This window comes from Citrobacter sp. CFNIH10, assembly GCF_002934585.1.
Lineage (GTDB): Bacteria > Pseudomonadota > Gammaproteobacteria > Enterobacterales > Enterobacteriaceae > Citrobacter_A > Citrobacter_A amalonaticus.
This window is the reverse complement of sequence record NZ_CP026216.1, coordinates 4,743,169-4,768,892: the sequence shown is the minus strand read 5'-3', so window position 1 is coordinate 4,768,892 and position 25,724 is coordinate 4,743,169. Positions and strand designations below refer to the sequence as shown.

Genomic DNA, 25,724 nt, shown 5'->3' with positions numbered 1-25,724 from the left:
AGGACACACTATGATCTATCCTGATGAAACAATGCTTTACGCACCGGTAGAATGGCACGATTGCTCGGAAGGCTACACCGACATTCGCTATGAGAAATCGACCGACGGTATCGCAAAAATCACCATTAATCGTCCGCAGGTGCGCAACGCATTCCGTCCTCTGACCGTCAAAGAGATGATTCAGGCGATGGCGGATGCCCGTTACGACGATAACGTGGGCGTGATTATTCTGACTGGCGCAGGCGATAAAGCCTTTTGTTCTGGCGGCGACCAGAAGGTTCGCGGCGACTACGGCGGCTATCAGGATGACTCTGGTGTGCATCACCTGAACGTGCTGGATTTCCAGCGCCAGATCCGTACCTGTCCGAAGCCGGTCGTGGCGATGGTGGCGGGTTATTCCATTGGCGGTGGTCACGTGCTGCATATGATGTGCGACCTGACGATTGCGGCGGAAAATGCCATCTTCGGGCAGACCGGCCCGAAAGTCGGCTCCTTTGACGGCGGCTGGGGGGCGTCTTACATGGCGCGGATCGTGGGGCAGAAGAAAGCGCGTGAAATCTGGTTCCTGTGCCGTCAGTACGATGCCAAACAGGCGCTGGATATGGGGCTGGTGAACACCGTTGTCCCATTGGCTGAACTCGAAAAAGAGACCGTGCGCTGGTGTCGTGAAATGCTGCAAAACAGCCCGATGGCGCTGCGTTGCCTGAAAGCGGCGCTGAACGCCGACTGTGATGGTCAGGCCGGTTTGCAGGAGCTGGCGGGTAACGCCACCATGCTGTTCTACATGACGGAAGAAGGTCAGGAAGGCCGTAACGCCTTCAACCAGAAACGTCAGCCTGATTTCAGCAAATTCAAACGGAATCCGTAATGCGTAGCGCGCAGGTATACCGCTGGCAGATCCCCATGGACGCGGGGGTGGTTCTGCGCGACAGGCGGTTAAAAACGCGTGACGGGCTGTATGTTCGCCTGCACGACGGCGAGCGTCAGGGATGGGGAGAGATCTCCCCACTGCCGGGATTCAGTCAGGAAACCCAGGAAGAGGCGCAGGTTGCGCTGCTGGCCTGGGTTGACGGCTGGCTGCAGGGAGAAGATGCATTGCCTGACATGCCTTCTGTGGCCTTTGGCGTCAGTTGTGCGCTGGCGGAAATAGCCGGAACGCTGCCTGAAGCCGCAGACTATCGGGCGGCGCCGCTGTGTACCGGGGACCCGGACGATCTGGTGCTGCAACTGGCGGATATGCCCGGCGAAAAAGTCGCGAAGGTGAAGGTCGGACTGTACGAAGCGGTTCGCGACGGCATGGTGGTCAACCTGCTGCTGGAGGCGATACCGGAACTGCGGCTGCGGCTGGATGCCAACCGCGCCTGGACGCCGTTGAAGGCGCAGCAGTTCGCGAAGTACGTGAACCCGGACTACCGTAACCGCATCGCCTTCCTCGAAGAACCGTGCAAAACGCGCGACGACTCGCGAGCCTTTGCCCGTGAAACCGGGATTGCTATCGCCTGGGACGAAAGCCTGCGTGAGGCGGATTTTGTCTTTGAAGCAGAAGAGGGCGTACGTGCAGTGGTGATCAAACCGACGCTGACCGGGTCGCTGGAAAAAGTGCGTGAGCAGGTACAGGCCGCGCATGCACTGGGGCTGACGGCGGTGATCAGTTCATCCATCGAGTCGAGCCTGGGTCTGACCCAACTGGCGCGCATTGCCGCGTGGCTGACGCCGGACACCATTCCGGGACTGGATACGCTGAGCCTGATGCAGGCGCAGCAGATTCGCCACTGGCCGGGAAGTCCATTACCACTGATTGACGAATCAGCCCTGGAACGCCTGCGATGACCTTTCCTGACTGGCCGTGGCGATACTGGCGGCAGGTTCAGGGAGAAGCGCCAGCCTTACGCCTGAATGATGAGGTGCTAAGCTGGCGCACGCTCTGTACGCGTATTGATGCCCTGGCGAGCGGTTTTGCCGCACAGGGGGTTACCGAAGGCTGCGGCGTTATGCTGCGCGCCTGGAATCATCCGCAGACACTGCTGGCATGGCTGGCGCTGTTGCAGTGTGGGGCACGGATCCTGCCGGTCAACCCGCAGCTTCCTCACGCCTTACTGGCAACATTGCTGCCCGATCTCACGCTGCAGTTTGCGCTGGACCTGGAGGGAGAAAACCGCTTTCCCTTTCTGATCCCGCTGAACTGCCTGAACGCGAACGGGCAGCATGCCGTCGACTGGCAGCCGCAGCGTCTGTGTTCCATGACGCTGACCTCCGGTTCGACCGGTCTACCGAAAGCGGCAGTTCATACCTGTCAGGCGCATATTGCCAGTGCTGAAGGTGTGCTGTCGCTGATGCCGCTGGCAACAGAGGACGACTGGCTGCTCTCTCTGCCGTTGTTTCATGTCTCCGGACAGGGGATTCTGTGGCGCTGGTTAGTGGCCGGGGCGCGGATGACGGTACGGGAAAAACAGCCGCTGGAACAGATGCTGGCCGGATGCACCCATGCTTCGCTGGTGCCAACGCAACTCTGGCGACTGCTGGTGAACCAGACGCCGGTGGCGCTGAAAGCCGTTTTGCTGGGTGGCGCGGCGATTCCGGTGGCGTTAACCGAGCAGGCGCGCGCGCAGGGCATTCGCTGCTGGTGCGGATACGGCCTGACGGAATTTGCCTCAACGGTATGTGCAAAAGAGGCGGACGGTCTGGCTGATGTCGGTATGCCTTTACCGGGACGAGAAGTCAGAATCGTAAATGATGAAGTCTGGCTGCGGGCGGCCAGTATGGCGGAAGGCTACTGGCGAGACGGTAAACTGGTTTCGCTGGTTAACGATGAAGGCTGGTTTGCCACACGCGATCGCGGCGTGCTGAATGACGGAAAACTGACCATCGCCGGACGTCTGGATAATCTCTTTTTTAGCGGCGGAGAGGGGATACAACCCGAAGAGGTGGAACGGGTCATTGTTACGCATCCTCACGTGCTGCAGGCGTTTATCGTGCCGATCGAGGACGCCGAATTTGGTCATCGACCGGTGGCGGTGGTGGAATGTGACGCAGACGTCGCAGAGACAGAACTTAACGAATGGGTGAAAGACAAACTGGCACGTTTCCAGCAGCCGGTACATTGGCTTTCTCTGCCTGCCGAACTGAAAAATGGGGGGATCAAGATATCCCGGCGTGCCGTCGTTGATTGGGTGAATGAAACATTAGGAAAACATTAATTTCACTTCGCAGTTTTACCAATTGATGCCCATTGCCACTTTGTTTATCTGCTACTGTGTAACGTAATGTAAAAGTTCCCGATACGTAAAGGTATGCAATGGAGTGGCAGGTGAAGAAGTCGTGCTATGACAAAAGGTCAGGGAAGCATGCATTAGTGTTAAGTGATGCCGGCGGTTCACTGAAAATGATCGCTGAAGTCCAGTCTGACATTGTGGTGAATGCCGGTGATATCCTTTCCCCGCAGAAGGATGCGCTGTATTCCGTCAACCGTGACAGCGGGCGGACGGTGAAGATTCTGGATGCCAGAAATTATACCTGCGACGAGTGGGAGCGCCTGAAGACGTTGTTGGGGAACAAATAAACGTCAGCGCGTTTTCCGCGGTGCGGGCAGAAAAATGAACATCAGTCCGGCCATGATACACAGTACGCCCAGCAGTGCTTTCAGAGAAAACGTGCCCTGCCAGCCGGGTAAGATTATCGACGCCACCCACACCAGCACATAACTCAGGCTGAGCAGCGCGTAAGCCTTGCTCAGCGCGAGGTGATGCAGCGCGTTATGCCAGCAGAAAACCGACAGCAGATAGCCCACTAAACTGGTGAATAGCACGAGCGTACCGGTATGGAGGGAGAACAGCACCGGGATAAACGTCTGCCACTGTGTCATCGGCGGCAGGTTTGCCATCGCAAAGCTCAGGCCCAGTTGCGCGACGGATGTGATGATCACGCTGCACAGTCCCCAGAGTAATCCCATTACGCCGCACTCCCCAGAATAAAAATACCGCTGATGATCAAGACGATGCCCAGCCAGTGACGAAGCGCCACCGGTTCACGCCAGATTTTCCATGCCAGCAATGTGACCCAGACAAAGTTCAGACTGAGCATCGGGTAAGCGATACCCACGGGAATGTTCTGCAATACCAACAACCACAGGATCATCGCCAGGCCAAGGCAGGCGAGCGCCAGCCCCAGCCACAGGGCAACATGGCGTCTTCGCGCGCGGGTCGGCACGGGGAGCGTTGCCTGTTTCTGGCATAATTGCCCTGCAACGCTGAGCAGGCTGGCGAGTACTAATACCAGCCAGATCATTTGGGACGATACTGAATCAGCACCAGACGCCCCTGATTATCGATACTGTCAGCAGGGGGAATGGCAAGGCGGTTGATGTCTTCATCCTTCGCGATAGTGAGCACGAGCGTAATGATCCCCTCCTGGCGGTGCTGGCTGAGCCAGTCCGCAAAATCGCCGTAGCGAATGAACCGGCCTTTAGCATCGGGATAGTTAAGGCCATATTTCAACTCGCCGGTTTGCCCGTACATTAAAATGTCGTCGCGCTTCAGGCTCCAGGCCAGCCCGGCGGCGACGCCTACGCTGTCGGTAAGAATGTAGCGGCTTGGCGCCAGGTTTTCCCGGGTCATCTCGACAAAAAACTGTGGCTGTTTGGATTCCATGACCCGATCGGGCACGGAAAAACCAAACAACAGCGCCAGCGCCACGGGACACAGCGCGGCATAAATCCAGCTCTTTTCGGTGTTAGTCAGCGTATACCAGCCGAAAAAAGTCCACAGAGCAAACATCCCCAGCGTGCAGAAAACCTTATACACCTCAATGTGCATCCAGACCGGCGATTTCAGCGGTCCCCACGGCGAGACAACCAGCGTAGCGATAATCCCGATGACGCCGAACAGAATATTGATCCAGCCGTTGATGCGCAGCGCGGCAAAGCCCTTTTCCGCTGCGTTCAATCCGTATCTCGCCATCAGTATGGCGAGCGGGGCGAAACAGGACAGAATATAGGTCGGTAATTTGCCTTTCGCGATGCTGAAAAACACCAGCGGCATTACGATCCAACCGAGCAGATAGAATGCGCTGCGCGATTCATCTCGCGTCTGCCAGCCGGTCTTTAAGGCTCCGGGAAGCAGCGCAAGCCACGGCAGGCTTCCGGCGATCAGCACCGGCAGATAGTACCAAAACGGCGCTTTGTGCTGGGCGTCATCCATCGCGAAACGCTGGATGTGTTCGACCCAGAAAAAGTAGTGCCAGAAATCGGGTTCACGTTGGGCGATTGCCAGTCCCCACGGCAGAATGACGACGACACAACTGATGACCGCTAATCCGCCAAAGAGGAACAGATCTTTCCAGCGTTTCTGCGCGGCGACCCACGGCAGAACGCTGAGCACCGGTACCGCAAGCGCCAGAAAACCCTTGGTCATCACGCCCATCCCGCAGGTGACGCCCAGCAGCAGGAATCCTGCACTTTTCCCTTGCCAGGTGGTGGCCTGCATCGCCTGCCAGAAGCAGCACAGTCCCGCCATTAGCCAGAGCGCAATCAGCGGATCGAGCACTGCATAGGTGCCAATCCCGTAGACAATAAACAACGACAGGAAGATGATGGCCGACAGCAGGGCGGTACGCGTATCGCGCCATAGGCGCATGGCAAGCCATGCCACCAGCACGGCGGTGACCAGCGTCGCAAAAATGGCGCCCGCACGAACGCCGAAATTGTTCGTACCAAACAATCCCTGCCCGATGCTGTTGATCCAGTACCCGGCAATGGGTTTTTCAAAGTAACGGACGCCAAGAAAATGAGGAACAAGCCAGTCGCCGGAGGCCAGCATTTCACGACTGATCTCGGCATAGCGTGTTTCATCAGGTTGCCACAACAGACGCAGGTTGATGGGGATGATGTACCAGAACGCGATTAGCGCGGCCAGTATCTGATAATAACGGGTGTTTTTCATCGTATGACACTCATTGCTTGCTGGCAGCCTAACCATCCTTCTCTTCCCGCGATGTGACCGCGAATAATCTCTCCCGGCGGCAAGGTGTTGTGATCCTCAGGCAGGAGATCGCCAAGTGGGCAGAAGGTGATGCCCGCATCGGCCGCACGCTGGAGCAGTTCCTCAAACTGGCTGTGCCAGGCACCACCTTCGACTTCGGCATGAATGGTATACACCGGCGTACCGGTATCCCGCTGTATTCGGGAGAGGATCCAGTCGTTGAAATCCTCTGCCTGAACCTCACGACCCACCGCTTCATCCCACGTGGGCAACGTGACCGGAATTTGTGGCGTAGCGAACGCATCAGCCCCGAGAACCGGACGGAACGGCGCCCAGCCGCGGCAGTCGCTGTTGTATCGCAGAGGAAATGCCTCTTTGGCGAGCACCACACGCTGGTCAGCGCGCCAGCCCGCGACGGCTGAACAGGTCACGGGCTGGCCGGTGATCGCCTCCAGGGCGGTGATTCCGTGTGAAATATCGGCGATCAGTTGCTGTTCGCTCCACTGAGGACTCCGGGACTGCCAGGCGTGGTGATCCCAGGCGTGCAGACCCGTTTCATGCTGGCGTGCCGCTTCACGGATAATCTCGGCGTTTGCGCGACCGATTTCTTTTCCCGGCCAGGCGGTACCGGCCAGCAAAATATCCCAGCCGTAAAGAGACGCGGCGTTTGAGCGCAGCATTTTCCACAGAAACTGCGGTTTAATCAGGCGCCAGAGATGGCGCCCCATGTTGTCAGGCCCAACGCTAAAGAAAAAACTTGCCCGAATGTGGTATCGGCTCAATGACGCTAACAGGCGCGGCACACCTTCGCGGGTGCCGCGGAAGGTATCGACATCAATACGCAAGCCGACTTTTGTCATGATGAATGTTCCGTGAGATCTACACTGCGCAGGAAGAAATCCAGCGTCTCGTCAACCGTTTCGCGCATATCGATGGTAGGCTCCCAGTCCAGGCAACGTTTTGCATTACGGATGTTGGGCTTACGGTGCTCCACATCCTGATAGCCTTTGCCATAATAGCTGCTGCTTTCAACCACCCGTAACCCGGCAAACGGTGGAAAATGATGGCGCAGTGGATGTTTGTCGAAACTCTCCAGCAGCATTTCCGCCAGTTCCTTGATGCTGGCTTCGTTTTCTGGGTTGCCGATGTTGATGATTTCACCGTCGCAGCGACCCCCCGCATTTTCAATGATCCGGTACAGCGCTTCGATGCCGTCGCGGATATCCGTAAAGCAGCGTTTCTGTTTTCCGCCTTCGATAAGCTTAATCGGCGAGCCTTCCACCAGGTTAAGGATCAACTGTGTGATGGCGCGTGAGCTGCCAATTCGCGCAGAATTCAGGCTGTCGAGTCGCGGCCCCATCCAGTTGAAGGGGCGAAAGAGGGTAAAGCGGAGCCCGTCTTTTTCGCCATAGGCCCAAATGACACGGTCGAGAAGCTGTTTGGACACCGAGTAAATCCAGCGGGGTTTATTGACCGGCCCGACAATCAGATTCGAGCTGTCTTCATCAAACACTTTGTCGGTACACATCCCGTACACTTCAGAAGTCGAGGGGAAAATGATCCGCTTACGGTATTTCACGCAGTAGCGAATGATTTTCAGGTTTTCTTCAAAATCCAGTTCAAAGACGCGCAGTGGGTTGCGGGTATATTCAATTGGCGTGGCAATGGCCACCAGCGGCAGCACCACGTCGCATTTCTTAACGTGATATTCGATCCATTCAGAGTGAATGCTGATGTCGCCTTCCACAAAATGAAAACGCGGGTGGTTGAGGAAGCGGCCAATCGCATCGCTGCCGATATCCAGACCATAGATTTCGTAGTGGTCTTCGCGCAGCAGGCGTTCGGTAAGATGGTTGCCAATAAAACCATTCACGCCGAGGATCAGCACGCGGGTACGGCGCTTGCTGGCAGCCAGCGATGGGCTGTTTAGACGGGAGCCTGCAACCAGGCCGAGTACCTGCGCTAACTGTTCACCCTGCATGGTGATGCCGTTACCCGCCTGTCCGGTCATTACCTCCAGTGCGCCTTCGGAACAGGCGATCAGCAGGGGCGCGACGGAAATCACGGTACCCGGTTGCGCGGTCTGGGGCTGTGAGTGGATGCGGGATGACCAGATGGTGAATTTTTGCGTGCCGGAATAGCTGAACGCGCCCGGCCAAGGGGCCGCGACCGCCCGCACCATGTTATGCAGCGTCGTTGCCGGTCGGTTCCACGTCAGGAAACTGTCTTCAGGCGTGCGACGACCAAAGTACGTTGCGTCGCTCTCGTTTTGCAAAACGTCACGCGTCTCTCTGCGTTTGATAGCGGGTAGTGCCTGTTCCAGCACCTGTCGGGCGGTCTGGCAAAGCTTATGATGTAGCGTAAGGGCCGTATCGTCAGGCGAAATAGCGACACGCTGTTGCCCGATAATGGCGCCTGCATCGGCGCGGTTGACCATGCGATGCAGCGTCACGCCGGTTTCGCTTTCGCCATTCACCAACACCCAGTTCAACGGGGCGCGACCGCGATACTTTGGCAGGAGTGAACCGTGCAGGTTGAATGCACCAGCCGGAGCCTGTTCCAGAATTGCATCGCTGAGCAGATGACGGTAATAGAAAGAGAAAATAACGTCAGGAGCGAGTTGGCTGATACGCTCAGCCCAGATTGGATGGTTCACGTCATCCGGGGCGTAGACCGGGATCCCCGCCTCAGCGGCCAGGCGAGAAACGGAGCCAAAAAACGTGTTTTCTCCTGGATTATCCGCATGTGTAAAAATGGCGGCAATGTCATAGCCGGCGTCGAGCACGGCCTGAACGCCCAGACAGCCCATATCGTGATACGCGAAGACAACGGCTTTCATTATTGATTTTCCTTTGTAGAGAGCGGGCTTTCCGGACGAATAACTTGCTGGACGAAATAGCGGGGGCGGGCGCGAACATCGTTGTAAATTCGACCGATATATTCACCGAGTAATCCCATGCCGATGAACTGCGCGCCGATAAAGGTAAACAGAACGGCAAACAGCATGAATACCCCTTCAGCCGCCCATTGTGGCCCCAGCGTCAGGCGGAGAATGACGAGGAGTATCGACAGAGTAAATCCGGTAACGGCAATGACGCTGCCGAGCAGGCTCAACATGCGCAAAGGCGTCGTCGTCAGGCAGGTCACCAGGTCGTACATCAGGTTAATCAGCCGCATAAAGCTGTATTTGGAATCACCAAATTCACGTTCCGCGTGATGAACGGGGATCTCCGTGGCGCGCCGGGCAAAAATATTCGCCAGAATCGGGATAAATGTGCTGCGCTCATGACAATGCAACATGGCATCGATAATGTGCCGGCGATAGGCGCGAAGCATGCAGCCGTAGTCGCCCATGGCTTTGCCCGTGGTGCGCTGAATCAGATGGTTGATCATCTTCGAGGCGGTTTTACGGAACAGACTGTCCTGACGATTCTGGCGTACGGTGCCAACGACGTCATACCCTTCATCGGCTTTTGCCACCAGACGCGGGATCTCTTCCGGCGGGTTTTGCAGATCGGCATCGAGCGTAATGATCAGGTCGCCAGTAACGTGACTGAATCCCGCCATGATGGCGGAATGCTGCCCGTAGTTGCGATTGAGTAAAATCGAAACGATGTGGCTGCCTTCAGCTTCTGATGCGTCGATCAACAACCGGGCAGAATGGTCGCTGCTACCGTCATCAATCAACAGGATTTCATAGTCTTTTCCCAGACTCTCGCAGGCCGCAGTGGTTCGTCTGAACAGTTCCGGCAGGCTTTCCTGTTCGTTATAGACAGGGATCACCACCGACACTTTCGTAATCGGAAGAGCTTCAAACATGGTTATTTACCTGCAATCTGGCGAAGTGCGGTGATGACACGATCGGTATCCGCCGGGGTCATATCAGGAAACAGCGGTAGCGAGCAAATACGTGCGCTGTTCCATTCGGTATGGGGGAGCGACAGGGTGTTAAAGCGCTCGCGGTAATATTTCTGCGTGTGTGCCGCGCGAAAATGCAAACCGGTCCCGATTCCCTGGGCTTTGAGCGCCTCCATCAGCGCGTCACGACTGATGCCACAGCGCTCTTCGTCGGTACGAATAATAAACAGATGCCATGCATGGACGTGGGGCCATGACGGCAGGCTCAGCGGTTGAAACGGCAGATCGGCCAGCGCTTGTTGGTACGCGTGGGCGATAGTTGCCCGGCGACGGTTTAGTGTCTCTAGTTTGTTTAACTGAACCAGCGCCATCGCTGCGTTAATATCGGTTAGATTGTATTTGTAACCTGGTGTCAGTACCTCGGCCTGAGGCGCGCGACCCCAGGTCTGGCGATCGTAGGCATCCACGCCGAGTCCGTGGAATTTCAGGGCGCGTAACTGCCGGGCGAGTGGCTCATCATCGGTGACGATCAGTCCTCCCTCTGCGCAGGTGACATTCTTGATGGCGTGAAAGGAGAAAATCGCGGTACCTCGTGCGCCGACGTGACGACCCTGATAAAAAGTCCCGACCGCGTGGGCGGCATCCTCGATAACCGCAATGCCGTGACGTTCTGCAAGGGCGTAAATGGCATCCAGATCGGCCGGTGCGCCGGCGTAATGGACGGGAATAATGGCTTTCGTGCGCGGCGTTATGGCGGCTTCAATGTGCTCAGCGGTGACCATCAGCGTGTCGCGGTCGACATCCACCAACACTGGGGTGGCGCCCAATAGCACAATCATGTTCAGGGTGGAAACCCAGGTCATTGACGGGGTGATGACTTCATCACCGGCACCGATTCCCAGCGCCATGAGGGCGATATGCATACCTGCCGTGGCGGAGCTGACAGCAATAGCGTGGTGGTTTCCCGTCAGCTGGCAGAAGGCCTCTTCCAGTTGCTGATTTTTCGGGCCGGTCGTAATCCATCCGGAATCAAGAACCGCTTTGATTGCGGCAAGTTCTTCCGTACCTATCGCCGGGCGAGAGAAAGGCAGAAAATCAGACATTATATTTCCTTTAGCCATTTGGATACTGCGATCCTCTTATTTATTAAGTCATAAACAGGAGGCTAAATGAGGATTATCCAGTTAAAGCCAAATAATAGTGGCTGAATATTAATTTAACCTTAAGAACTTAACGTTAAGAAAATATATCCTTTTTTCTCTATATTGCATTTGCATTGGCCAGGGTTTTCGGGCATTTTGCCCACTTAAATGATCATGCCTTTGATTAAGCGGTATGCCGTAAAGTGATATTTCTGTTCGCCGGTAACGGGTGGAGTTTATTGTGTTTATCGTGTCCCAGTATTTCATTAAATCCAAAAAATATACGGTTATCCTGTTATCAGCGCTGGTGATAATGGTAGGGCTGGGCAGTCATTTCGCCTGGAGTAGTAACGGATTGCCGCGAATCGATTCCCGTACCCTGGCGGTACTGGCAAAACAGCATCCGGTGGTGGTGTTGTTTCGTCATGCCGAGCGCTGCGACAGGTCAGACAATCTCTGCCTGTCGGATAAAACCGGCATTACCGAGCATGGCGCGAAGCAAGCCCGTGCGTTGGGTGCCGCGTTTGGTAAAGAGATAAAAGACTACGATTTGTATGCCAGCGATACGGTACGCACCATTCAGTCAGCGACCTGGTTTTCTGCGGATAAAAAACTGACGGTAGATAAAGGCATGCATGCCTGTGGGCGGGGGACTTATCAGGCCATTGAGCGTTTAGCCAATAAGTCGGAAAATAAAGATGTGGTAATTTTTACCCACAATCATTGTTTGACATATCTGGCAAAAAATATGCGGGGTGTAAAATTGACCCCGGATTATCTGGACGGCCTGGTGATGCATGTCGATAAGGGAAAATTATTCCTTGATGGTAAACTGGTCTCACTCTAACCCCTATTATGAAAAAAGAATGACAGCCGTAATGGCTGTCATCAAATATTACAATAACCCTTTCAGTGTTAAGGTTTTCACCGTCGCAACGTTCAGATCGTATTTCGCTAAATCTTCCGGCTTGACCCAGGCAAACGCCTGAAACTCGTCATTGATATGCACCTCACGATTGGCAGCGATGCAGTCGAAAATCAGGTAAATCATATAAATCTCTTCCTGACGGCCATCGGGGTAGGTTTTGGTACGGATATCATCGCTGAAGGTCCAGGGTTTGATATCAGTCAGAACCAACTCAGTACCCAGTTCTTCGCGAATCTCACGGCGCAGGGCCTCTTCAATGCGTTCCCCTGGTTCAACGCCACCACCAGACAGTGCCCATTGGCCCGGGAAAACGCCCCGGTCGTCGGCCATCTGGCACAGGAGATAACTTCCAGCATTCTGTATTAAGGGGCAAACAATAGTCCTTTGACGCACGGTAATGTTCCTTGAAGCAGAGGGAGTGTTAGCAGGGAAAAGTTTATCCCCTGGCAACAGGGGAGAAAATGTTTATTTTCTATTCATATGAGAAATGTACTTTGATGGATTGCTATGAATAAAAAATAGTATCCTGGCGCTTTTCCGGACGGTAAAGAGGGTTAATGAGACTCTTCTTGCCTCTGAACAGTATTATTTAGTTACAAAATGCTGCACGATCGCTTTTTTAGCTCATTGATTCCTTTAGCGCTGGCAGTACAATCCTGCGGCTTTGGGGAACTTTACGTATTTGCTTGCTGGAAAGGGTAAAAATGAAAAAAAGCGTATTATTTGGCATAGCGGGAATGCTGTTCGTTTCCGCCTCTGCGAGTGCAATGAGCATCAGCGGACAGGCGGGTAAGGAATATACCAACGTTGGCGTCGGCTTTGGCACCGAGTCTACGGGACTGGCGCTGAGCGGTAACTGGATGCATAGCGATGACGACGGTGACGTCGCGGGTCTGGGGCTGGGGCTAAATCTACCGCTCGGCCCGCTGATGGCGACGGTGGGCGGCAAAGGGGTCTATACCAACCCGAACGACAGTGATGAAGGCTATGCTGCTGCGGTTGGCGGTGGATTACAGTGGCCAATAGGCGACAGTTTCCGCCTGTTCGGCGAGTACTACTACTCACCGGACTCGTTATCCAGCGGGATCCAGAGCTATGAAGAGGCGAATGCCGGCGCGCGTCTGACGATCATGCGTCCGCTCAGCATCGAAGCGGGTTATCGCTACCTCAACCTGGCGGGTAAAGACGGCAATCGTGATAACGCCATTGCGGACGGCCCGTATGTTGGGGTCAATGCCAGCTTCTAATTTTGGTGGCGCGGTCTTCTGCCGCGCCACTTTTGTTACCTTCCTGATATTTCTCTACCACGCCACTTCCCCCTTTGCGTTATAGTGTTTTCATCATAAAAGCAGGAGAACACGATGTTAAACGTGGAGATGTTATCCACCGGGGATGAAGTGTTGCACGGGCAAATCGTCGACACGAATGCAGCCTGGCTGGCCGATTTTTTCTTTAATCAGGGATTGCCCTTAACCCGTCGTAATACGGTGGGCGATAACCTCGATTGCCTGGTCGCCATTCTGCGCGAGCGGAGTCAGCATGCTGACGTACTGATCGTCAACGGTGGACTGGGGCCGACCAGTGACGATCTCAGCGCGCTTGCTGCGGCGACGGCGAAAGGGGAAGGGCTGGTTCTGCACGAAGCCTGGCTTGCCGAGATGGAACGATTCTTCCGCGAGCGCGGCAGAGTGATGGCGCCCAGCAACCGCAAACAGGCGGAATTGCCCGCCAGCGCTGAATTCATCAATAATCCTGTCGGCACCGCCTGTGGTTTCGCGGTACAGCTTAATCGCTGTCTGATGTTCTTTACGCCGGGTGTACCGTCAGAATTTAAGGTGATGGTAGAACATGAGATCCTGCCGCGTCTGCGCGAGCGCTTCTCTCTCACCGAACCGCCGCTGTGTCTGCGTCTGACCACCTTTGGTCGTTCGGAAAGCGATCTGGCGCAAAGCCTCGACTCGCTTTCATTACCGGAAGGGGTGACGCTGGGTTACCGTTCTTCGATGCCAATTATCGAACTGAAATTAACCGGACCGTATGCCCAGCGTGAAGCGATGCGCAGTCTGTGGCAGGAGGTCAAACGCGTTGCTGGCCAAAGCCTGATTTTTGAAGGTACCGAGGGACTTCCGTTGCAAATCGCCCGCGAGTTGCAGAAAAGGCAGCTCAGCCTGACGATGAGCGAGCAGTTCACCGGCGGGTTGGTGGCACTGCAGCTCTCCCGCGTGGGCGCGCCGCTGCTGGCCAGTGAAGTGGTGCCTTCGCAGGAAGAGACGCTGGCGCAGACTGCGCACTGGACGACAGAACGGCGCGATAACCATTACGCCGGACTGGCGCTGGCGATCTCAGGGCTGGAAAACGATCACCTGAATTTTGCGCTGGCGACCCCCGACGGGACGTTTGCCCTGCGCGTGCATTTCAGCGTGACCCGTCACAGTCTGCTGGTCCGTCAGGAGGTCTGTGCGATGATGGCGCTAAACATGTTACGTCGCTGGTTCAACAAGCAGGATATTGCCAGCGAACACGGCTGGATTGAGGTGGTTGAATCCCTGACGCTGTAGTCTTTACCTCGCCCGAAGGCATTGCGTTTTTCGGGCTGATTCTTTTTTTTGTCCAACCCATTGTACTCCCCACGAAAAAATCCGTGCGTCACCTCACATTCCTGCACGTAATTTCTCCATTCTGCTGGAAGAAAGGCGCGACATGACGCGCTTCACAAATTTACCTGACGCGACCGATCACACTGATTCCAGTATCTCAGACTGGAGTCCAGTATGTTGGAATCAAGCAAAGTCCCGGCGCTCACCCGCGCCATCGATATTCTCAATCTGATTGCGCGGATTGGCCCCTGTAGCGCCGCCACGATTATCGAAACGCTGGGTATTCCCAAAAGCACGGCGTACCTGCTGTTGAGTGAACTGAAGCGTCAGCGGTTTATCAGTGTCGATCACCAGGAGAACTTTTGTCTGTGGACCAAACTGGTAGAACTCTCCGGCCATGCGCTCAGCAAAATGGATCTGCGTGAACTGGCGCGACCACGCCTGACGCAACTGATGGATGAAACGGGGCTGCTCTGCCATTTGGGGATCATTGACCATGAAAGCGCGTATTACATCCTGAAGGTGGAATCGTCTTCGACCATCAGCGTGCGCTCCCATGAAGGGAAAAGCCTTTCGTTGTATCGCTCTGGTATTGGTAAGTGCCTGTTGGCCTGGCAGCCCGCCGCCGTGCGTAACGCCATTATTGAACAGCTGGTGTGGGAGCAGGCGACCCCCACCACGATCACCCAACCTCAGCAACTTAGCGATGAACTGGAACGCATCCGTCAGCGCGGCTGGAGCTTCGACAACGGAGAGGATTATCCGGATGTACGCTGTGTTGCTGCCCCTGTATTTAATGCCAATAACGAACCCGCCGCCGCCATTTCGGTGGTTGGCACTCGCTTAGAAATTAACGAAGAGAATCGTGATTATCTTGCCGGCAAAGCCATTGCCTGCGCGAAGGATATTTCACGTCTGTTGGGATGGAAAAGTCCCTTCGATTCACTCGCATCATAATAATGGAGAACATCATGACCCTACCCAAAATTAAACATGTCCGCGCCTGGTTTACCGGTGGCGCTACCGCAGAAAAAGGCGCTGGCGGCGGTGATTATCATGACCAGGGGGCGAATCACTGGATTGACGATCATATCGCCACGCCGATGAGCAAATATCGTGAATACGAACAGTCACGCCAGTCCTTTGGGATTAACGTGCTGGGTACGTTGATTGTCGAAGTTGAGGCCGAAAACGGACAGACGGGATTTGCGGTCTCTACGGCAGGGGAGATGGGGTGCTTTATCGTTGAAAAACACCTCAATCGCTTTATCGAAGGGAAATGCGTCAGCGATATCAAACTCATTCACGATCAGATACTTGGCGCGACGATGTACTACTCCGGTTCAGGCGGGCTGGTAATGAACACCATCTCCTGCGTGGATTTGGCGCTGTGGGATCTGTTCGGCAAAGTGGTGGGGCTGCCGGTGTACAAACTGCTGGGCGGCGCGGTGCGCGATGAAATTCAGTTCTACGCCACTGGCGCACGTCCGGATTTGGCAAAGGAGATGGGCTTCATTGGCGGCAAAATGCCGACGCACTGGGGGCCACACGATGGCGATGTGGGGATCCGCAAAGATGCCGCGATGGTGGCGGAGATGCGTGAGAAGTGCGGCCCGGATTTCTGGCTGATGCTCGACTGCTGGATGAGTCAGGACGTGAATTATGCCACGAAGCTGGCCCACGCCTGCGCGCCATCTAACCTGAAGTGGATCGAAGAGTGTTTACCGCCACAGCAGTATGAAGGCTATCGCGAACTGAAACGCAATGCGCCGGCAGGCATGATGGTCACCAGTGGTGAACACCACGGCACACTGCAGTCCTTCCGTACGCTGGCGGAAACCGGTATCGATATCATGCAGCCGGATGTCGGCTGGTGCGGCGGCCTGACCACGCTAGTCGAGATTGCTGCGATTGCGAAATCGCGCGGACAACTGGTGGTGCCGCACGGCTCGTCGGTCTACTCACATCATGCGGTGATTACCTTCACCAACACGCCGTTCAGTGAGTTCCTGATGACCAGCCCGGACTGCTCAACCATGCGTCCGCAGTTTGACCCGATTCTGCTTGATGAACCGGTACCGGTACAGGGCCGCATTCATAAGTCCGTGCTGGATAAACCAGGATTCGGCGTGGAGCTTAACCGCGACTGCAATCTGAAACGGCCTTATAGCCACTAATGACCTGTGCGTTGCCGCAGCGTCGGCAACGCCCTCATCTCTTTGAGGATCTTGCTATGAGTACCACTCTTCTTGACGGCGTGGTGAAGAAAAACCGCGCACGTTTAATCCCGTTTATGCTGGCACTGTATGTACTGGCGTTTCTGGACCGTTCGAACATTGGCTTTGCCAAAGAGACCTATCAGATTGATACCGGGCTGAGCAACGAAGCCTATGCGCTTGGCGCGGGGATTTTCTTTGTGGTCTACGCCTTTCTTGGCGTGCCCGCTAACCTGCTGATGCGCAAGCTGGGGGCCAGAACATGGATTGGCACCACCACGCTGTTGTGGGGATTCCTCTCCGCCGCGATGGCGTGGGCGGATACCGAGGCGAAATTCCTGATTATCCGTACCCTGCTGGGAGCGGCGGAAGCCGGTTTCTTCCCCGGCATGATCTATCTCACCTCGCAATGGTTCCCGCAGCGTAACCGCGCCAGCATTATGGGGCTGTTTTACATGGGGGCGCCGCTGGCGTTGACGCTGGGATCGCCGCTGTCCGGCGCGCTGCTGGAGATGCACGGTTTCATGGGGCATCCTGGCTGGTTCTGGATGTTCGTTATCGAAGGTTTGCTGGCAGTTGGTGCCGGGGTCTTCACCTTCTTCTGGCTGGATGATACCCCGCAGCAGGCCCGTTTCCTCAGCGCAGAAGAGAAAGCGGCGCTCATAAGCCAACTGGAGAGTGAAGAAGAGAAGAAGACCACGTCAAAACTGACGGATGCCCTGCGTAACGGACGCGTCTGGCAACTGGCGATTATCTATCTGACGATTCAGGTGGCGGTGTACGGACTGATTTTCTTCCTGCCGACTCAGGTTGCTGCACTGCTGGGCACCAAAGTCGGCTTCACGGCGTCGGTGGTGACTGCCATTCCATGGGTTGCCGCACTGTTTGGGACCTGGCTGATCCCTCGCTACTCAGACCGTACGGGTGAACGTCGTAATGTCGCTGCGCTGACGCTGCTGGCGGCGGGGATTGGCATCGGCGTATCCGGGCTGGCGTCTCCGGTGGTGGCGATTCTGGCGCTTTGCGTAGCGGCTGTCGGTTTTATCGCCGTACAACCGGTGTTCTGGACCATGCCGACGCAATTACTTTCCGGCACCGCGCTGGCGGCGGGGATCGGCTTCGTGAACCTGTTTGGCGCGGTGGGCGGGTTTATTGCGCCAATCCTGCGTGTTAAAGCAGAAACGATGTTTGCCAGCGATGCCGCAGGACTGTTGACGCTGGCGGGCGTCGCCATCATCGGCTCATTGATTATTTTCACCCTGAGCGTAAATCGTCCTGCGTCGCAACCGGGTGCTGCGCATCAATAAGTTTATCCATGTTGTAAGGATCATTATGAACGCATTGTTAGCAAACCCTTTTAAGGACGCACTCCGCAAAGGGGAAGTACAAATCGGACTGTGGCTGAGTTCGACCACCTCTTATATGGCGGAAATTGCCGCGACGTCGGGTTATGACTGGCTGCTGATCGACGGCGAACACGCGCCGAACACGATGCAGGATCTCTATCATCAGTTGCAGGCGATAGCCCCTTACGCCAGCCAGCCGGTGATTCGTCCGGTAGAAGGCGCTAAGGCATTGATCAAGCAGGTACTGGATATCGGCGCGCAGACGCTGTTGATACCGATGGTCGATAGCGCAGAACAGGCGCGGCAGGTGGTTGCTGCGACCCGTTACCCGCCGGTGGGGGAGCGCGGCGTCGGCGCCAGCGTGGCGCGGGCAGCGCGCTGGGGACGCATTGAAAACTATATGGCGCAGGCCAATGAGTCACTCTGTCTGCTGGTGCAGGTTGAAAGTAAAGCCGCGCTGGATAATCTGGATGCGATCCTCGATGTAGACGGGATTGACGGCGTGTTTATTGGTCCCGCCGATCTTTCGGCTTCGTTGGGGTATCCGGACAACAGCGGGCACCCGGAGGTGCAGAGGATTATCAAAGAGAGCATCCAGCGCATTCGTGCGGCCGGAAAAGCGGCGGGTTTTCTCGCCGTCGATCCGCTCATGGCGCAGAAATGTCTGGAATGGGGGGCAAACTTTGTCGCCGTGGGCGTTGATACTATGTTGTATACCGACGCGCTGGATCAGCGGCTGGCAATGTTTAAGCCCGGTCAGACGATGCCGAAACTGAAAAGCAGTTACTAAATCCATAATCCGGCGGCGCTGCACCGCCGGGCCATCTGTCAGACTTTACGGACTGTTTGCCATGATATCGTCGAGTGACAGTCCGGTTATCATTAACACCTTGTCGCGTTCGATCCCGCTCTTCAGCATCATCCGCGCGATACGTAATGCCTCCTCCCTGGTGCCTTTTTGCCTGCCTTCCTGCAATCCCGTGTCGTGGCCTTCCTGCCGAAGCCTTTCTGCAATCGTCATCAATTTCTCCTTGTGATGGGGAACTCGCTCAGCGACGTTACGGATAAAGTCACTGAAGCGGGACACATCGCCGTACTGCACCAGATAATTAAACAGCGTATGCAACTGGCTGTCATTAGCAGTACCTGTAATTAACAGCGTGACCAGTCGGTCAACCAGCCCCATCAAATCACGATCGCGGATATGTTTTTGCATCAGTTCCAGCAGAGCTATGCGCTTATGCTGCATGATTTCGTCGTCAGTAATCACCGTGATATCGACCAGTGGAAAGGCTTCTGTGTAGAGTTGCCGCGCCAGCTGTGGGTCGTTAAATTCGTCCAGCCAGTTCAGTGAGAAAGGGTATGGGCTTTGTTCGCCATGATAAAACAGCATCGGGATCACCAGCGGCAGGGTTTTATTTCCGCTATCAAGGTGGTGTTGCATCGCGGCAGTGGCATAGCGCATCAAACGAAAGGCCATGTGCGGCACGGCGGTACTCTGATGTTCGATAACGCAGTAAATGTAACCCTCACCCTCGTGTGTTTTCAGCGACCACAAAACATCGGAATAGTAGGTTCTCAGGTCGTCTTCAATGAAGGTGGTGGATTCCAGTTTGAGCGTGGTTAACTCGCAAAGTTTGCATAATGACTCAGGAAGATGAATCTTAAGAAAATCCTGCGCAATTTCAGGATGGGTCATCATCTTTTTAAACACGGCATCGTGCGGTGTTGACGTCGTTGATTTCGCCATGGTTGTCCGTCACCAAAGAATCCAGTGACGTGACGATACGAGGTTACATTAAGGGCTGCATGCCCGAAATTCAGTCTTTGCGAAGAGGGACGGGAGATAAATACGTACGACGGTAACGTATTCAATTTTGTGGAAGGCTAAACGCAAAAACGCCCGGGGCACCGTGCCGCCGGGCGAGTCATTTAGCCTAATGCTTTCGCCAACAGGGTGATCGGATGTTCGCAGCGTTTGCTGGTGGACATCTCGATTTGCCATTTGCAGGTCTCGCAGTCGGTCACCACAATATCCGCGCCGCTGTCTTCAATCTGTTTAAACAGCGGTGCGCCGATGGCTTGCGAGGTAGGATAGTTCTCTTTTTTAAAGCCGTAGGTACCAGCTATTCCGCAGCACTGAGAATCCAGCACCGTGAGTTCCAGCCCCGGAATGCGGCGTAACAGTTCAAGGGTGTACAGCGTCCAGCCCATTTTTTCCATATGGCACGGCGTGTGATACACCACTTTTAACGGTAACGGCTTCAGCGGCAGGGTTTTTCCTTCGTCCAGTTTTCGCCACAGCCAGCGGGTTGCCAGTTCGATATGTTCCCGCAGACCGCTGTTGTCGACGTCCAGCACTTCCGGGTACTCGTCACGCAGTGCAAAAGTACAGGTCGAGGAAGTGGCAATGACCGGAATCCCCTTCACGCCAATCGCTTCACGCAGTGATTCGACGTTAGTCACCGCCTGTTTACGCGCCTTGTCGGTGAATCCGTTGGCAATCAGCGGCACGCCGCAGCACTTCTCTTTACTCAATAACTGAACGCCGGTGCCCATCGCGTTCAGCACTTTGATCAAATCTTTGCCGAGCTGCGGATGGTTGTAATTCACAAAACAACCGTGGAAGAAGGCAACCTGATCGTTGTACTGTGCCTGCTGGGCCGCCACGCTGCGATACCAGCGGCGGAAGGTGCCGAAAGAGTATTTTGGCAACGTCCGGCGATGGTCGATTTTCAGCGCGTAATCGAGCAACTGGCGCACCGGTTTCAGTGATGTTGCCGTGTTGACCACCGGCGCGAACGGGGTGGAAACACTGCCCATCAGGTCGGTGTGGCTTAAGATAAAGTTACGCAGCGACGGGGTGGAGGTGTCATATTTTGCCCGCGCGCGCTGAATGATATCGCCGATTTTGACGTCAGACGGGCAGGCCACTTCGCAGCGTTTGCAGTTAATGCAATATTTCAGCGCGTCGTCGTACAGCGCGCCATCTTTCAGACGCAGGCGCTCGCCGTCGGGACCGGCCTGTTTGGGGCCCGGGTAACCTGGATTCACACGGCTGACCGGACAGGCGGTAGTACAGACCGTGCATTTGATGCAACTTTCAAAACTCGTATCGCTCATTGCTCACCTCCTGCACGTGCTGCAATGTGATGGGCGGCATGTAACGCGGTGACTGCGCAGACGCCGCCTCCGCATCCCTGGACAATGGGGTCGAATCCGCCGAGAACCGAGCCAATCGCATAGAGGTTGTCTACGGTTTGTCCGGCCAACGACGGGCGCAGCGCCTCATCAGTGGTGACGCCAAACTGTTGCCAGGGTTGCGCGTCAAAGAAATCGCGTTGATACCATTCGGCGCGGGTCGCCGTTTGCTGAACATCCAGTCCCAGAATCGGTTCGCGGATCCCTTCACGTTCGGCAAGCAGGCCGCTGCTAAAGAAACTCCCGCTGGCAAGCACCGCGAAACGCGGGCGTAGCGGAATGTCCGCGTGGTTCCGCGTCCAGATTTCGCTCACTACGCCATTTTTGCAGGTGACTTTCTTCACCTCATCGCCTGGCATCCAGATCCCGCCCTGACGGACGAACTGACGCTGCAACTGGTTATGCAGACGGATCCCCAGCACCGATGGCGGTAGCGTAGGCAGTAGCATCAGCGAGCATGGCAGACGCTCGTTGAGCCAGCGCCAGAGGCGGTCATCCGCCAGACCAAAGCAGGCGGGCATGATGATCATTTCGCAGGTTTTTGCGATCGGCAACAGCGCGTCATACAACAAGGGCCATTTATCTTCGTTATCCAGAAAACGCGCAATATTCACCGCCCGAAATTCGGTGGCGTTGTCACGCAACACGTCCAGTTCCGGCAGGTCGATTTCGGCGGTTTCAACCGTCAGATCGTGTTGACGTAAAGAGGCCGCCGCCAGGTGCGCCTGAAAATCGAGTAAGCCGCTAATGCCCACCACACAGAGGCGTTTTGCCGCCAGCGGCCAGACAGGGACTTCCGGTGAACTGAGCCAGGTCGAACGCAGTGTGCCGAGCGGGGTGACCCGCTGATGTGACTGCCGAACCTCGCCTTGCAAATGCGCGCCGGAGGCTTCCAGCAGCGCCTGTGTCTGTTCAGCGAGTGTCAGAGCGCGTTGCGTACCCAGCGTGGCGTAGGGATGTGTTGGGGCCTGTTCGCGCAGGGCGTCCAGACCGGCAGTGATGTCATTCACTGGTTGCCCGTCCGGTAGCGCGCTGAGCAGATCCAGCGAGCCGGAAGAGAAGTGCAGCGCGCTCTGACCGCGAGTGACCACCGCACAGCGTAATCCGCTCTTTTGCAACTGCAGTCCGCACAGCAGTCCGGCGAGACCGCCGCCCATAATGACCGTATCAAATCTCATCGCGAGGCTCCTTTTCCAGACCACATAATCCCTGGTATACCCAGCGGGTAAATTCGCTTTCGCGCAGGGCATCACCCCAGGCGATCGGTTGTACGCCTTTCCAGCGTTCGTTGAGGAAGTCTGACAACTGGGTAATGGACTGCGCAGCGGTGGTGATGTTAAAGCGTTGCAGCAACCCGGCGGCACGGCAGGCGCAGAGCTCGCCCTGACAGGTACCCATCCCCACGCGGGTGCGACGACGGAGATCAAGCAGGCTGTTGACGTTTAAATTTTCGACAGCGTACTGCACTTCACCCGCGGTGACGGCTTCACATTCACAGACCAGACTGCGGTGCTGACGACCATGACTCAGCCATGCTGGCGTACGGTCGCCGTGGCGATACACCGCGGAGCCTCGCAGTGGGGCTGGCAGAGAGATCACGCGCTTCAGCGTGCTTTCCGTGGGTTCCTGCGAGCCCGGTAGCAGCGTGTCTGCAGTGATGCAAGGACGCGTGTTACCCAGTTTCCGACAGACCGCGTCGGTGGCCCATTCCGCCATTAGACGATAAGTCATCAGTTTGCCGCCGGTAATCGTGATAAACCCGTCCAGGCCGTCGCGTTTCGCGTGATCGAACAGCACAATGCCGCGACTGACGTTACGACCGCTGGGATCGTCATCGCTTGCCACCAGTGGACGCACCCCGGAGTAGGCGCGCAGAATGCGCGTTTTCGCCATGATCGGCGCCAGCTTTTCACCTTCGCGCAGCAGAATATCGACCTCATCGGCGGTGACGCGGTTGCTGTCGATATCATTGTAATCAATGTGGGTTGAGGTGGTGCCAATCAGCGAAATGGTATCGCCGGGTACCAGAATATCGGCGTCGGAAGGCTTGCGGCAGCGGTTAATGACGTGTTGGTTGATGCGGTGGTCCATAATGAGCAGCGACCCTTTCGCCGGGAACATGCGGATACTCAAATCGGCATATTCCGCGATCCGCTGTCCCCAGATCCCGGCGGCGTTCACCACCACCGGCGCATGCAGCGTTTGCGTTTCGCCATTGAGATGGTTGCGCACATGGACACCGCTAACGGTCGCGCCTTCACGGATCAACCCCGTCACTTCGTGGGCGGTCAGGATAATGGCACCGTGCTCTTTCGCATCAAGCATGTTGGCTGCAGTCAGGCGGAACGGATCGACCGTTCCGTCCGGCACTTTGACCGCGCCGATCAGCTGTGGGTTCACCGACGGTTCGATAATCCGCGCCTGTTGCGGATCGATCGCTTCTGCCCGAATGCCCGCTTCTTCACAGGCACGGATAAAGGTGGCCTGAAAGGAAAGCTCATCTTCGGGCAGGGTAATAAACAGACCGTCCGTCGGCTCAACGCAGTGGCGGGCGATACGTTTCAGAATTTGGTTTTCGCTGATGCATTCGCGGGCAGATTCGGCGTCAGTCACCGCATAACGCGCGCCGCTGTGCAGCAGCCCGTGGTTACGACCGGTCGCTCCGGTCGCAATATCATGACGCTCGACTAAAATAACACGGAGTCCACGCAGCGCGCAGTCGCGGGCAATCCCTGCGCCAGTGGCACCACCCCCAATGATAATCACGTCACTGGTTTGCGAGTCGCGAGTTTTCATTGTTTTCCCTCACAGTTCGTTTTTTATCATTTAGCCACATAAAAAGCATGATTTGTTTGATTTCGCGCATATTCGCTCATAATTCGAAAATGAAACGTGATTTCGTGCGCCTTTCTGAACATTCATCATAAATCTGTAACAATATGTGCTGTAATTCACATTCACGGCATGTATCTTTGCATAAGATCGCGACCAACACTGGAAGCAGCGGGGGTTGCGTGTACCACCTGCGGTGTTTACTACTTATAAAAGACGGGCCACGGAGGCTACATTATGTTGAGTATTTTTAAACCAGCGGCGCATAAAGCTCGCTTGCCTGCAGCGGAGCGCATAAAGCTCGCTTGCCTGCAGCGGAGATCGATCCGACATACCGCCGGCTTCGCTGGCAAATATTCCTGGGGATATTCTTTGGCTATGCCGCGTACTATCTGGTGCGCAAGAACTTTGCCCTTGCAATGCCTTACCTGGTCGAGCAGGGGTTTTCACGCGGTGATTTAGGTTTTGCCTTGTCGGGGATCTCTATTGCCTACGGATTTTCGAAATTCATCATGGGGTCGGTTTCGGATCGCTCGAATCCGCGCGTTTTCCTGCCTGCCGGTCTGATTCTGGCCGCGGCAGTGATGCTGTTCATGGGCTTTGTACCGTGGGCGACATCGAGCATTGCTATTATGTTCGTGCTGTTGTTCCTCTGCGGATGGTTCCAGGGAATGGGCTGGCCGCCGTGCGGACGCACCATGGTGCACTGGTGGTCGCAGAAGGAACGTGGCGGGATTGTCTCCGTCTGGAACTGTGCGCATAACGTCGGTGGCGGGATTCCTCCGCTGCTGTTCCTGCTCGGGATGGCCTGGTTTAACGACTGGAAAGCTGCCCTGTATATGCCAGCGTTCGGCGCCATTCTGGTGGCTATTTTCGCTTTCGCGCTGATGCGTGATACGCCGCAATCCTGTGGCCTGCCGCCCATCGAAGAGTACAAAAACGACTATCCGGACGACTACAACGAGAAAGCGGAAGAAGAGCTGACCGCGAAGCAGATCTTCATGCAGTACGTTCTGCCGAATAAACTGTTGTGGTACATCGCGATTGCGAACGTGTTCGTTTATCTGCTGCGTTACGGCATTCTCGACTGGTCTCCAACCTATCTGAAAGAAGTGAAGCACTTTGCGCTGGATAAATCCTCCTGGGCCTACTTCTTCTATGAATATGCAGGGATCCCTGGCACGCTGCTGTGCGGCTGGATGTCGGACAAAGTGTTCCGTGGTAACCGTGGCGCGACCGGTGTGTTCTTTATGACCCTGGTGACGATCGCTACCATCGTTTACTGGATGAACCCGGCAGGTAACCCGACCGTCGATATGGTTTGTATGATTGTGATCGGCTTCCTGATTTACGGTCCGGTGATGCTGATTGGTTTGCATGCGCTGGAACTGGCACCGAAAAAAGCCGCAGGGACGGCAGCGGGCTTTACCGGCCTGTTTGGTTACCTCGGCGGTTCCGTGGCGGCCAGCGCCATCGTCGGCTACACCGTGGACTTCTTCGGCTGGGACGGCGGTTTCATGGTGATGATCGGCGGCAGCATTCTGGCGGTGATTCTGTTGATTGTGGTGATGATCGGCGAAAAACGCCACCATGCTGAGATGCAACTGAAACGCAACGGGGGCTAAGTGA

General features: G+C 55.7%; 24 protein-coding genes. 12 read left to right on the top strand and 12 right to left on the bottom strand.

Annotation, left to right across the window (positions count from 1 at the left end; translation table 11 throughout):
- Nucleotides 1-10: 10 nt before the first annotated feature.
- From menB to pmrD, 4 genes are all read left to right on the top strand, one after another.
- Nucleotides 11-868 carry a 1,4-dihydroxy-2-naphthoyl-CoA synthase gene (gene menB, locus C2U53_RS27315; RefSeq protein WP_043000030.1) on the top strand — a complete coding sequence of 286 codons (858 nt, stop codon included), beginning with the start codon at nt 11-13 and terminating at the stop codon, nt 866-868.
- The gene (gene menC, locus C2U53_RS27310) at nt 868-1,830 is read left to right on the top strand and encodes an o-succinylbenzoate synthase (RefSeq protein ID WP_104446751.1); all 963 of its coding nucleotides are present in this window, start codon (nt 868-870) and stop codon (nt 1,828-1,830) included. Before menB ends, menC begins: the two co-directional genes overlap by 1 nt.
- Nucleotides 1,827-3,197 (top strand): o-succinylbenzoate--CoA ligase, encoded by a 1,371-nt coding sequence (menE, locus tag C2U53_RS27305; RefSeq protein ID WP_099433991.1) that lies wholly within the window; start codon nt 1,827-1,829, stop codon nt 3,195-3,197. The genes menC and menE overlap by 4 nt, the downstream gene beginning before the upstream one ends.
- 98 nt (nt 3,198-3,295) lie before the next feature.
- A complete protein-coding gene (gene pmrD, locus C2U53_RS27300) occupies nt 3,296-3,559 on the top strand; it encodes a signal transduction protein PmrD (protein ID WP_044258528.1) in 264 nt (87 codons plus the stop codon).
- Nucleotides 3,560-3,562: 3 nt separating this feature from the next.
- Here the strand turns inward: pmrD and arnF are convergent, their stop codons facing one another.
- The 7 genes from arnF to arnB are packed head-to-tail and all read right to left on the bottom strand — an operon-like array spanning nt 3,563 to nt 10,936.
- Nucleotides 3,563-3,949: a 4-amino-4-deoxy-L-arabinose-phosphoundecaprenol flippase subunit ArnF gene (gene arnF, locus C2U53_RS27295; protein ID WP_043000034.1), complete on the bottom strand. Its 387-nt coding sequence runs from the start codon at nt 3,947-3,949 to the stop codon at nt 3,563-3,565.
- Nucleotides 3,949-4,284: a 4-amino-4-deoxy-L-arabinose-phosphoundecaprenol flippase subunit ArnE gene (gene arnE, locus C2U53_RS27290; RefSeq protein WP_044266227.1), complete on the bottom strand. Its 336-nt coding sequence runs from the start codon at nt 4,282-4,284 to the stop codon at nt 3,949-3,951. Before arnE ends, arnF begins: the two co-directional genes overlap by 1 nt.
- Nucleotides 4,281-5,936, bottom strand: coding sequence for a lipid IV(A) 4-amino-4-deoxy-L-arabinosyltransferase (gene arnT, locus C2U53_RS27285; RefSeq protein ID WP_104446750.1), 1,656 nt, complete (start codon nt 5,934-5,936; stop codon nt 4,281-4,283). Before arnT ends, arnE begins: the two co-directional genes overlap by 4 nt.
- Entirely contained in the window at nt 5,933-6,835 is a 903-nt protein-coding gene (gene arnD, locus C2U53_RS27280) for a 4-deoxy-4-formamido-L-arabinose-phosphoundecaprenol deformylase (protein ID WP_104446749.1), read from the bottom strand. Before arnD ends, arnT begins: the two co-directional genes overlap by 4 nt.
- Nucleotides 6,832-8,814 carry a bifunctional UDP-4-amino-4-deoxy-L-arabinose formyltransferase/UDP-glucuronic acid oxidase ArnA gene (gene arnA, locus C2U53_RS27275; RefSeq protein WP_104446748.1) on the bottom strand — a complete coding sequence of 661 codons (1,983 nt, stop codon included), beginning with the start codon at nt 8,812-8,814 and terminating at the stop codon, nt 6,832-6,834. The genes arnD and arnA overlap by 4 nt, the downstream gene beginning before the upstream one ends.
- The gene (arnC, locus tag C2U53_RS27270) at nt 8,814-9,794 is read right to left on the bottom strand and encodes an undecaprenyl-phosphate 4-deoxy-4-formamido-L-arabinose transferase (RefSeq protein WP_104446747.1); all 981 of its coding nucleotides are present in this window, start codon (nt 9,792-9,794) and stop codon (nt 8,814-8,816) included. Before arnC ends, arnA begins: the two co-directional genes overlap by 1 nt.
- Before the next feature lie 2 nt (nt 9,795-9,796).
- Nucleotides 9,797-10,936 (bottom strand): UDP-4-amino-4-deoxy-L-arabinose aminotransferase, encoded by a 1,140-nt coding sequence (gene arnB, locus C2U53_RS27265; protein WP_172740603.1) that lies wholly within the window; start codon nt 10,934-10,936, stop codon nt 9,797-9,799.
- Nucleotides 10,937-11,216: 280 nt separating this feature from the next.
- Here arnB and C2U53_RS27260 point away from each other — a divergent pair, with 280 nt between their 5' ends.
- On the top strand, nt 11,217-11,822 hold the full coding sequence (locus C2U53_RS27260) for a histidine phosphatase family protein (RefSeq protein ID WP_043000041.1): 606 nt from the start codon (nt 11,217-11,219) through the stop codon (nt 11,820-11,822).
- Nucleotides 11,823-11,870: 48 nt separating this feature from the next.
- Here the strand turns inward: C2U53_RS27260 and nudI are convergent, their stop codons facing one another.
- Nucleotides 11,871-12,296, bottom strand: coding sequence for a nucleoside triphosphatase NudI (gene nudI, locus C2U53_RS27255; RefSeq protein WP_043000042.1), 426 nt, complete (start codon nt 12,294-12,296; stop codon nt 11,871-11,873).
- Nucleotides 12,297-12,607: 311 nt separating this feature from the next.
- On the opposite strand from nudI, the gene C2U53_RS27250 reads away from it, so the two are divergent.
- From C2U53_RS27250 to yfaU, 6 genes are all read left to right on the top strand, one after another.
- The gene (locus C2U53_RS27250; RefSeq protein WP_043000043.1) at nt 12,608-13,150 is read left to right on the top strand and encodes a YfaZ family outer membrane protein; all 543 of its coding nucleotides are present in this window, start codon (nt 12,608-12,610) and stop codon (nt 13,148-13,150) included.
- A gap of 114 nt (nt 13,151-13,264) precedes the next feature.
- Nucleotides 13,265-14,461 (top strand): nicotinamide mononucleotide deamidase-related protein YfaY, encoded by a 1,197-nt coding sequence (locus C2U53_RS27245; RefSeq protein ID WP_104446745.1) that lies wholly within the window; start codon nt 13,265-13,267, stop codon nt 14,459-14,461.
- 213 nt (nt 14,462-14,674) lie between these two features.
- Nucleotides 14,675-15,457 carry an IclR family transcriptional regulator gene (locus C2U53_RS27240; protein ID WP_043000045.1) on the top strand — a complete coding sequence of 261 codons (783 nt, stop codon included), beginning with the start codon at nt 14,675-14,677 and terminating at the stop codon, nt 15,455-15,457.
- 14 nt (nt 15,458-15,471) lie between these two features.
- Nucleotides 15,472-16,677: an L-rhamnonate dehydratase gene (gene rhmD / locus C2U53_RS27235; protein WP_104446926.1), complete on the top strand. Its 1,206-nt coding sequence runs from the start codon at nt 15,472-15,474 to the stop codon at nt 16,675-16,677.
- A 56-nt stretch (nt 16,678-16,733) separates the two neighbouring features.
- Entirely contained in the window at nt 16,734-18,023 is a 1,290-nt protein-coding gene (locus C2U53_RS27230; protein WP_104446744.1) for an MFS transporter, read from the top strand.
- A 25-nt stretch (nt 18,024-18,048) separates the two neighbouring features.
- The gene (gene yfaU / locus C2U53_RS27225; protein WP_044258552.1) at nt 18,049-18,852 is read left to right on the top strand and encodes a 2-keto-3-deoxy-L-rhamnonate aldolase; all 804 of its coding nucleotides are present in this window, start codon (nt 18,049-18,051) and stop codon (nt 18,850-18,852) included.
- A gap of 45 nt (nt 18,853-18,897) precedes the next feature.
- Here the strand turns inward: yfaU and C2U53_RS27220 are convergent, their stop codons facing one another.
- The 4 genes from C2U53_RS27220 to glpA all read right to left on the bottom strand — a co-directional run bounded on the left by C2U53_RS27220 (nt 18,898) and on the right by glpA (nt 24,059).
- Nucleotides 18,898-19,812, bottom strand: coding sequence for an Rpn family recombination-promoting nuclease/putative transposase (locus C2U53_RS27220; protein WP_104446743.1), 915 nt, complete (start codon nt 19,810-19,812; stop codon nt 18,898-18,900).
- A 182-nt stretch (nt 19,813-19,994) separates the two neighbouring features.
- On the bottom strand, nt 19,995-21,185 hold the full coding sequence (gene glpC / locus C2U53_RS27215; protein WP_043000049.1) for an anaerobic glycerol-3-phosphate dehydrogenase subunit GlpC: 1,191 nt from the start codon (nt 21,183-21,185) through the stop codon (nt 19,995-19,997).
- Nucleotides 21,182-22,441 (bottom strand): glycerol-3-phosphate dehydrogenase subunit GlpB, encoded by a 1,260-nt coding sequence (glpB, locus tag C2U53_RS27210; RefSeq protein ID WP_104446742.1) that lies wholly within the window; start codon nt 22,439-22,441, stop codon nt 21,182-21,184. Before glpB ends, glpC begins: the two co-directional genes overlap by 4 nt.
- Nucleotides 22,431-24,059 carry an anaerobic glycerol-3-phosphate dehydrogenase subunit A gene (glpA, locus tag C2U53_RS27205; RefSeq protein WP_104446741.1) on the bottom strand — a complete coding sequence of 543 codons (1,629 nt, stop codon included), beginning with the start codon at nt 24,057-24,059 and terminating at the stop codon, nt 22,431-22,433. Before glpA ends, glpB begins: the two co-directional genes overlap by 11 nt.
- A gap of 341 nt (nt 24,060-24,400) precedes the next feature.
- Between glpA and glpT the strand changes: the two genes are divergently transcribed.
- Nucleotides 24,401-25,720, top strand: a complete 1,320-nt coding sequence (gene glpT, locus C2U53_RS27200; protein WP_104446740.1) for a glycerol-3-phosphate transporter — start codon at nt 24,401-24,403, stop codon at nt 25,718-25,720.
- Nucleotides 25,721-25,724 lie beyond the last annotated feature (4 nt).